General features: G+C 65.0%; 9 protein-coding genes and 2 pseudogenes. 9 read left to right on the forward strand and 2 right to left on the reverse strand.

The genetic code is table 11. The features are described 5' to 3' along the window. Positions 1–74: pseudogene (locus EET03_RS14305) on the reverse strand (IS607 family transposase); the annotation flags it as partial. Positions 75–151: 77 nt separating this feature from the next. Here EET03_RS14305 and EET03_RS32420 point away from each other — a divergent pair. From EET03_RS32420 to EET03_RS14340, 7 genes and pseudogenes are all read left to right on the forward strand, one after another. Beyond that, positions 152–283 (forward strand): hypothetical protein, encoded by a 132-nt coding sequence (locus tag EET03_RS32420; RefSeq protein ID WP_279637699.1) that lies wholly within the window; start codon positions 152–154, stop codon positions 281–283. Positions 284–365: 82 nt separating this feature from the next. Continuing rightward, positions 366–597 (forward strand): annotated as a pseudogene (locus EET03_RS14315) (DUF167 domain-containing protein). 98 nt (positions 598–695) lie between these two features. Further along, complete coding sequence (locus tag EET03_RS14320) at positions 696–980, forward strand: hypothetical protein (RefSeq protein ID WP_099193545.1); 285 nt, start codon at positions 696–698, stop codon at positions 978–980. A gap of 989 nt (positions 981–1,969) precedes the next feature. Continuing rightward, positions 1,970–2,197 carry a ferredoxin gene (locus EET03_RS14325; RefSeq protein WP_075541743.1) on the forward strand — a complete coding sequence of 76 codons (228 nt, stop codon included), beginning with the start codon at positions 1,970–1,972 and terminating at the stop codon, positions 2,195–2,197. Then, entirely contained in the window at positions 2,194–3,636 is a 1,443-nt protein-coding gene (locus EET03_RS14330) for an NAD(P)/FAD-dependent oxidoreductase (RefSeq protein ID WP_075541742.1), read from the forward strand. Before EET03_RS14325 ends, EET03_RS14330 begins: the two co-directional genes overlap by 4 nt. After that, positions 3,633–4,820, forward strand: coding sequence for a cytochrome P450 (locus tag EET03_RS14335; RefSeq protein ID WP_099193546.1), 1,188 nt, complete (start codon positions 3,633–3,635; stop codon positions 4,818–4,820). Before EET03_RS14330 ends, EET03_RS14335 begins: the two co-directional genes overlap by 4 nt. Positions 4,821–4,890: 70 nt before the next feature. Continuing rightward, positions 4,891–5,553 (forward strand): hypothetical protein, encoded by a 663-nt coding sequence (locus EET03_RS14340; protein WP_075541740.1) that lies wholly within the window; start codon positions 4,891–4,893, stop codon positions 5,551–5,553. Between the two features lie 159 nt (positions 5,554–5,712). Here EET03_RS14340 and EET03_RS14345 read toward each other — a convergent pair whose 3' ends face one another. Further along, positions 5,713–7,251: an MFS transporter gene (locus tag EET03_RS14345; RefSeq protein ID WP_099194188.1), complete on the reverse strand. Its 1,539-nt coding sequence runs from the start codon at positions 7,249–7,251 to the stop codon at positions 5,713–5,715. 601 nt (positions 7,252–7,852) lie between these two features. Here EET03_RS14345 and EET03_RS14355 point away from each other — a divergent pair. Next, entirely contained in the window at positions 7,853–8,680 is an 828-nt protein-coding gene (locus EET03_RS14355) for a hypothetical protein (protein ID WP_075541738.1), read from the forward strand. Positions 8,681–8,688: 8 nt separating this feature from the next. Continuing rightward, a complete protein-coding gene (locus tag EET03_RS30840) occupies positions 8,689–9,144 on the forward strand; it encodes a hypothetical protein (protein WP_208649056.1) in 456 nt (151 codons plus the stop codon). Positions 9,145–9,309: the final 165 nt, after the last annotated feature.

The following is a 9,309-nucleotide window of genomic DNA, read 5'->3' on the forward strand; positions in this document are numbered from 1 at the left end:
AGACCAGCGCGAAACCAGCGATACGCAGTCACCCGCGCAACACCATTGCGCTCAGCCCACGCCGCCAGATTCATACCTTTGTTCCTACCGCACACCACTGACAACTACCGACCACTCAACCCGCAACAGCTGGCAGCCCCTGCATCCGGCAATGGACGGACAGGTCGACGACCAACTCGCGTTGTTGCCCGAATTCGAGCAGCTGGGCTGCGAACACATGGTCTTGGCGTTTCGGCAGCCGCCCTCGCTACAGCTACTCGAGCGTTGCGCCGGTCTCGCATGACGGGCGCGACGGCTGGTCCGTGCTCGGGTGGGGTTCCGCAGATCGCAGAGCGGGACGCAACGGCGCGATAGCGTCACCCGGCATGGCCGACATCGTCGTCGTCAAGGTCAAACCCGGCTCTCGTCAAGGTCCGCGTGTCGAGACGGTTTCCGGCGCCGAGCTGACGATCTACGTGCCCGAGCCGTGCGGTCGGCGGCAAAGCCAACGAAGCGGTTGCCCGGCTGCTGGCAGCTCACTTTCACTTGCCAAGGATCCGAGTCGAATTGGTGTCGGGCGCGCGCTCGCGGCTCAAACGTTTCCGCATCGATCGCTGACCGGCTCCGGTTGCCTGGGTGTGTAGCACCATTCGGTGTTGGCCAAGGCGTGCCTGGCCCGTGACCCAACCGCGACGGGGACGCAAGATCCTCGATGCATGACCGCGTTGACGGCTATCGCTGCGTTGCTGATTGCGCTGGGCGTCGGCTACCGCCTCGGCCGGCGCTCGAGCAGCCGACGCTGGCAGCGCCGAGCGCGCGGGGCGATACTTGCCGAAGTAGCGGTCGGTGTCGTCGCGGTGATGGTGGCTCGCCGTATCCGGCGACGGATCCGGCGGCGGGCAGTCAACTCCATGACCGTCGGGTTGGCGAAACTGGTTGAGCCGCTGCGAGTTCCGCTTCCATCACTACGGGCGTCGGATAGCCGTCGCCGCTATCCGTAGCCTAATAGCCATGGCCCTGCTCACCCGAGGCGGCCTCTGCCCATCACTACCAGGACGGATATAGCCCACTACAACGTCAGTAGATCCAATCAGGGCGCCACTGCTACCGATTTCCTGATACTGCTGGCGACAATGCCGAAAACTCCGGCGGTTCGACCGCTATCTCGATCTACGATCCAATCGATACTGGGAGCGATGACCGAGTAAATGGCACCACCCTTGAAATCCCGGTAATTCCTGATAACCCCACGGATGCCACCAGCATTGCCATCGAAGACAACACGAATAACGCTCCGGCCGGTATCGACACCTCAATAGATGACATTAACGTCGACATCAACAATAACAATAATGACAATTTGGCTCCGCAACCGGCTGGAATCATGTGGCCAGACGGCTTTCCGCGATGGGGTAATTTCGATGCCGCAGGGTTAGATCCTGATGATATGTAGCTACTCGACAGAGAGAGAGAACGTCCGGATTAGTCGGCGCCGTGCGCTAGCCACCCGCCAGGCAACGCCGCACCGGCAACTGCGCTGAATAGCGTGACCGTCATATCCATAGCCGCGCACATAGCCGCGGACGTCAAGCGGCTAACCCGAGGAATTGCCAGCCCAACCCCGCCGGAACGCACCATCCCACGATTCCCGGGCTTCGTACCGATTTCGACATAATCTGCGTGCAGGTTCGGCGCTCGAGCTTTGCGCGTTCATCGGCATCCAGCAGGCCACAAGTATCGCCATCCGAAGCCGGCCGCGTGTCGCGGCGCACTCAGTCCCGGCCCAACTCAGCGACCTGCCGATCGACTTCAACGGTCCGCTCGGGAGCACCCATTGACACTGAGGTTATCGGTCGATAACCTCAGTGTCAATGGGTCGATCGGCGACCTAGGGAGACTTCGACAGGGCTGCATTGAAAACACGGCACTTCGGTTGCGCCGCTTCACGCGCTCACGAGAACTCTCGTCCGGATCCAAAGGAGAAATTGTCTTGCGTATCGTGGTCGATCTGGTGCGTTGTCAGGGCTACGCCCAGTGCTGTTTCCTCGCGCCCAAAGCATTCAAGCTGGCGGGAGAGGAAGCGCTGGTATATCACCCCAACCCGGACGATGCGCAACGTCAGCAGGTCCTGCGCGCCGTAGCAGCCTGTCCGGTCCAGGCGATCCGGATGGATCGGTTAGAAGAGCCGGAACTGGCCCACGAAACGGGGTCAGTATGACCACCACGGTTGCCGAGAGCCGCCAGCGCCCTGGGCGGGTCGTGATCGTCGGCGCATCTCTGGCAGGACTGCGGGCGGCGGAGGCGTTGCGCAACAACGGTTTTCGCGGAAAGTTGACTCTGATCGGCGAGGAGCCCTACGAGCCCTACGACCGCCCGCCGCTGTCCAAGCAAGTCCTGACGGGCTACACGCCGGCCGACCAAACCGCGTTGCCGCGCCTGTGCCAGCTCGACGCCGAATGGCGGCTGGGCGTCGCCGCTGTCGGCTTGGATCTGGCCGCGCAGCGGGTGCACCTCGCCGACGGCCAGAAAGTTGGCTTCGACCGCTTACTGATCGCCACCGGGGCGCGCGCCCGACCTTGGCCGAACCAAGCGGAAGCCGCTCTCGACGGCGTGGGTGTGCTGCGCACGCGCGATGACGCGACCCGGCTGCGGCGGTACCTGGCCGCCAAGCCGCGGCGGGTGCTCACTATCGGCGCGGGGTTCATCGGCTCGGAGATCGCATCGGTGTGCCGCGAATTAGACCTGCCCGTGACGGTGGTCGATCGGGGCGGGGCTCCGCTGGAGAACGCTTTGGGCGGGGTGATCGGCGACGTCGCAACGACGCTGCAACGACAGCACGGCGTCGATCTGCGCTGCGGCGTCACCGTAACCGAGTTGGAGGGGGATGGGAACGGGCGACTCCGGCGCGCTCACCTGTCCGACGGGACCACGCTCGACGTCGAGGTGGCCGTGGCCGCGCTCGGCTCGCTCCGCAATACCGAGTGGTTGCACGACTCGGGGTTGGCAGCCGACGGCAACTGGGGTGTGGCCTGCGACGCGGCTTGCCGCGCCTTCGGACTGAACGGCATCGTCACCGACAATGTCTTCGTCGCGGGCGACGTGGCGCGCTTCCCACACCCGCTCTACGATTTCGAGTTCCTGGGTGTGGAGCACTGGAGCCACGCCGTGGCCCAGGCCGAGGTCGCGGCCCACAACATGGCGTGCGCCCCCGCCCAGTGCCGCCCCCATCTGGCGGTGCCCACGTTTTGGTCCGCCCAGTTCGGGGTCAATATCAAGTCCGTCGGGGTGCCGCGCCTCGCCGATGAGGTCGTCGTCAGCCAAGGCTCGGTCGATAAGCACCGGTTCGTCGCCGCCTACGGCAGGAAAGGCCGACTCGTCGCGGCCGTCACCTTCAACCAGGGCATGTGGCTGGACTTCTTCGAACAGCTGATCGCCGAATCGGCCCCGTTCCCGTCCGTTGCGCCCGGCTTCGACCAGCCGGCCGACGCCCAGCCGGTCCCGGCTCGGTTCCCGACTCGGGGCCTGCCCAGCCACGGGCCCGACGTCATTCTGACCGGCCACACAGCCAGTGAGCGCGGCGCGACATTCGCGTCGCCGCGGCAACGAGCGAACCAGTCATGGACCTTTCCTGAGCAGACTGAAAGTGAGGCGTCATGACGCGTCAGTCCGCGTATCAACAAGTCCTCGACTACGCCAATCGTGCCAACCCATATCCGCTGTACGCCCAGCTGCGGCAGACACCGGTGGCCCAGTACGAGGATGGCAGCTACGTCGTCAGCACTCATCGGGAGATCGTGGCTTTGCTTCACGACCCGCGGATCGGCTCCGATATGACCAAGGGCGCCCAGCTCGAGCCGGATCTGATCCCGGGCTTCATCACGCTCGACCCGCCCGAGCACGGCCGGCTACGCCGCATGGCGATGCGGCATTTCGGTCCGCCGCACCGGGCCGGATGGATCGACGGCATGCGCGACAAGTTCGCCGACACGGTCCAGCGCCTCATCGACAACTGTCGCGGCCGTCGCCAGATAGACATCGTCGACGACCTGGCGTATCCACTTCCGGTGTGCATGATCTGCGACATGCTCGGGGTGCCGCTCGAGGACGAACCCCGGTTCCAGCGCTGGACGCAAGACTTCCTCGACGGCGAATTCGGGACACCCCAACAGCGGCAGCGAGGCGAGCAAGCGATCGCCGAGATGCGGGAATACATCACCGAAATCGCCGTGGCCTATCGCCGGCAGCCGGGCGACACCATGCTGTCGCGGTGGGTCACCGACGACAACCCCGACGGTCAGATGAGCATGACCGAAATCGCGGACACGGGAGTCCTGCTGCTCATCGGCGGCCACGAAACTACCGTCAACCTGATCGCCAATGGGATGCTGACCCTACTGCGGCATCCCGAGGTGATGGAGCGGCTGCGCCGCGAACCCGACTTGGTCATCCCGTTGGTCGAGGAACTGCTCCGGTATGAGCCACCCGCACAAATCACGCCGCGGGTGGCCCTGGCCGACATCTCCCTTGCCGGGGTGACGATCCCACGGGGCGCGAAAGTCAATCTTCTGCTTGCCGCCGGAAATCGAGATCCGCGCCGCTTCACCGACCCTGACCTGTTCGTGCCCGACCGCCCGGACAATCAACATCTCGGTTTCGGACACGGCATTCACGCGTGCTTCGGTGCTCCCATGGCTCGGCTCGAAACACAGATCGCATTGACCGCACTGGTAGGCCGGCTGGAATCACCGCGGCTGGTCGTCGATCCGCCCCCGTACCGGAGGAATCCGCTGCTGCGCGGGCCGCGCCACCTGGTTGTCACGGTGGAAGGGGTACGGGCCTGAGCTTCGGCTCCAATCAACCAACCGGATTGCTCCTTTGAAAGCCGGCCCGCGGTGGAGCAGAGTTAGGCTCGTGGACTTCGTCTTTCGAGCCGCCGCGACGCCGATCGCGATACTTGCCTGCGCGATCTTCTCCGTCTGCGGATCGGCGCTTGCCGATCCCGCACCGACGCAGGTGATCACCGCCGTGGCGGTCGGATCCGATGGCCAGCCGATCAACGGTTACCGCGAGGCCCCCGCGCGGGGCAACGTCACTGCCGTCGATAGCTGCACGACGGCGTCGCCGTCGGCGATGGCCGACAACATCTACTATTGCTCGCCGAGCGCGGCCGATGCCGGAACCTGCTGGCCGTCGGCGCCGGAATCGCTTCTGTGCGTTGATAATCCGTGGGACAAGCGGCTGCATCGGGTGACCTACGGCGGCCCGCTCCCGCCGGTGCGGCCGATCCCGACACCCGATCCGTTCGCGCTGCTTCTCGACGAAGGCACCCGTTGCCTGCTACGCAACGGCGGCGCCTGGGGCGGCCGCGACGACGGGTACGTCGGCGTCTACGGATGTGGCGCCCCCGACGCGAACCTCGCGGTCTTGTGGCTCCCCAGCCAGGGCGCCGGGACCTGCATCGATCGCTCGGCGCCGGTGTGGACGGTCAAGGTGGGCCAACTAGGCACGCCCACCGACCATTTCCCGCCGCCGCAGACCCGCGCGGTGGCCACCGCGTGGTTCGCCGGAAACTGAATACCGGTGTCAGGAGGCGGCGTTCAACGCGCTGCCCTTGCGCCACTGGTCCCACGTCACCGGGTACGGCAAAAGCGCCGACCGAACCACGGGGCACCATTTCCGAGTCTCCCGCAACTCCTACAGGTTCGGCCGAATCGTATTGCTATATAGCAGTTTTCAATCCCGTTGCGGTGCGGTGGGAAGGCCAGTCGGAAACCGCCGCAGCCCGAGGGCAAGCGCGCCCAAGAGTAAGACCGCAGCGCCGGCAACTGCGAGCTGGACCCCACGAATGAACTCTTTGTCCGCCACGCGCACGACCAGCTGCTCCTGCGCTGAAGTCATCGGATGTCCAGGTCCGATATCAGCAGCGTGGGCGCGCGGATTTGCGCCGTCAACCACGGAGGAAAGAACCGCTGCGCGTTCGCCCGGTTCGCTGATCACCGTATCCAGACGCTCGGGCAAAGTGGCGCTGAGCCAACCCGCGAGGATGGAGCCAAGCAAGGCGACGCCGAAAATGCTGCCCAGTGAGCGCTGCAGATTGATCAGGCCCGCGGCCATGCCGGCTCGGTGATCATCGACCTCGGTCATGCCGATACTCAACAGCGGTGTGGCGCACCCGCCAGCCCCCGCACCGAACAAGGCCAGGCCAGTAATCACGACTGGCATCACGCGGCCAATGGCCATCCCGAAGAGCATCAACCCGGCAATCATTGCTGTCAGACAAATCAGCAGCGGCAGCCGAGGACCCCAGCGTTCCACCGCGCGCCCCGCAAGCAGACTTGCAATCCCAAATCCGACCGGCACTGGCAACATCAGCAGACCCGCGTGCAGCGGAGAGAAGCCGCGGACGTTCTGGAAGTGCTGGGTGATGACCATCAGCGTCCCGAAATAACAGGACATCACTACGAAGTACACCACTAGCGCCGACCGGTACACCGGGTCGGTGAACAAGTGCAGATCGATAAGGGGGAAGGCGGCGCGACGCTCGTGCTGAACAAAAAACAGCAGTAACGCCGTCGCCACCAGCAGCAGCGTCACGATCAACCCGGGTTGCCGATCCACCCTCGGGGCCTCGATGATCGCGTACGCGATCACTGCGATCGCGGGAGCAAACAACAGCTGGCCCGGCCAGTCCAGCTGAGTCGGATCAGGATCCTTCGACTCGGTGACGCTCAACGCTGTGAGTAGCCAGACGATTGCTCCAAGAGGCACATTGACCGCGAAGACGCTGCGCCAGCCGAGCCCCTCAACCAGGACCCCGCCCAATGCCGGGGCGGAACCCGCACCAATACAGCCAATGGCCATCCAGCCGGCTATCGCCCGTGCTTTCATACCTGGATCGGGAAAAGTGTGACTGAGCAACGCCAGCGAAAGCACCGAAATGAAAGCCGCACCCACACCCTGGACTATCCGCGCCACCGTGAGTATTCCGAGGCTGACCGGTACCGCACATATCAGGGAGGCGGCAGCGAACACCCCGAGCCCAACGAAGAAGCCGCGCCGACGGCCATACCGATCGCCGATCAAAGCACAGCTCATTAACACTGCAGCCATACCGAGGCTGTAGCCGGCGACCGCCCACTGAAGACCCTGCTCACCCGTCTTGTACACGGCTTGGATGCTGGGCAACGCGACGTTCACGATGTTGACGTCCACAAACACCATGAAGATTCCGAGACCGGTCGCCACTACCGTCAGCCGCTGGCGCGGCGTCATCGCACGGTGTGAAACCTGTGCCACTGTCATCTCAAGCCCCTTTCGCGAAAAGTGCGCAACCGCGCTTGCGCAATTTCTCACCATCGTTGGGTGGACGCCGACACCACTTCTGCAGTTGCATGTCCACGAGACGCTCCTCAAGCGCACTAGCTAGCGACCAGCTGCTGAGCCGATCTTGCTCCTCGTCGGCTGACTTGTGCGGGCTTTCGGCTGATCAGGAAGTCGCAATAGCCAGAAAAGTCGCAGCAGCTATACGCGAAATCGCCGTTGGGAATCGTCGCCCAGGCGTTGGTCGACCACACGCCCTGGACCGGCTTGCCGCCGTCATTGACCACGCGGGCATCGACCAGGGTTCCACATCGGCTTTCACCACGACGTGCGCGATCGAGTGTCCTGTCCTGCGCGTGGATTCGGGGTGATCGTCAGGTGTGCGGGTCCAGACGCTTTCGCCGCCACCCCGGGCCGACGGCAGTCCGGCCAATCCCGAAGTGCGGTGATCCGGATCCCACCGACCACCCCAACGAGCAAGAAAGCTGCTAGCAGGAAACGGCACGGCCAGCTGAAACCGATGTTGGGCCACCGAGCGAGAGATCATGACGTCATGGCCGACGACGACCTCGACACCCTGTACGCGGTGGCGCCGGACGCTTTCACTGCAGAACGCACCAGGTTGGCCGCGGCGGCCAGGCAGCGCGGCGATGCCACCGCCGCGAAACGGATCTCCGCGGCGCGCAAGCCCACGACGGCGGCGTGGATTGTCAACCGGCTGGTACTCGGGCAGCGGGATGTCACCCAACGCCTGACCGACTTCGGTGACGGCCTGCGCGACGCGCACACCGCGATGGACGGCGACCGTATCCGCGACCTGTCCGCCGCGCAACACCGGCTGATCAGCGACCTGGCGCGCATCGCATTCGCCGCAGCCGAGGTGAAAAACCCGTCGTCGGCGCTGCGTGACGACGTGACGAGTACGCTGCACGCCGCGATCGCCGACCCCGGGTTGCGGGCGCGACTGGGTCGGTTGACCAAGGCGCAGCGGTGGTCGGGGTTCGGCGCGCTCGGCGACGCGGAGCAGCTGGTGGCGGTGACTCGGGCCGAAAAGCCGAAAGCGGAGCCGAAACCAGCCCGGACGAAGGTGGCACGGGACAAAGCGGCCGAGACCGCTCGGCACTGCCGGGAAAAGCTGAACGCAGCGGTCGCGGGCGCCGAGAGTGCCAAGGCCGATGCCGATGCCGCGCTGTCCGAGCGCAGCGCCGAACGGGATGCGGCTCGGCAACGACGTGACGAGGCGCTGGCCGATCTTCGGACCGCCGAGCGCGAGCTGAACAGCGCCGAACAGCGTTATCGCAAGGCCCAAGAAGCCGGCCGCGCCGCGGCGGATCTGGTCAAAGAGGCGAAATCACAACTGCAGCCAGACCGTGATCGATAATCAGCACCATGCCCGACGTCCGGATCGCAGCCGCCGCGCGCAATGCGGTGCGGGCCGCGTTCGTCGTGACCGGTATTTCCATCGCCTCGGCGTGTGGCCACCCTGCGCCGTCGGAGCCGTCGACGACGCTGTCGACGGTCACCGCCGGCGCCACGTCCACCAACCTTCCGGTAACGGCGTCCCCGACCACCGTCGCCGGCATGTACGGCGACCCCGTGGCGGCCGCCAGGTACTGGCAGCAGCAGTCGCTCGAGGACAACTGCGGGCTGGTTTCGGTAGCCGACGTGGTCGGTCAAAACACCGGGCACGCGCCGACCGAGCAAGAGATGATCGCGTTGGCGGAAAGCACTCCTTCGCAGACCAATCCGGGGCCGATCTATGCGCCTGTCAACGACCCGAGCCAGGCCAACGGCACCGGGGGTTGCCAACTGTTGCGGTGGGGTGTGCGACACGAATGTAGGTGACGGGGGTTGATGCTGGTGGCGGTGTAGTCTGGTTGTGGTATGAACAACCAGACTTGGAGGAAAGGGTGACCGAACCATCGCTGGGCGACTTGGAACAGCAGCGCGAGTGGTTGTATGCCGAGCTGGCCGGCACCGGAGATTTCCGGCGGGGCTCGATCAGCGAGA

It is taken from the genome of Mycobacterium innocens, from assembly GCF_900566055.1.
GTDB lineage: Bacteria > Actinomycetota > Actinomycetes > Mycobacteriales > Mycobacteriaceae > Mycobacterium > Mycobacterium innocens.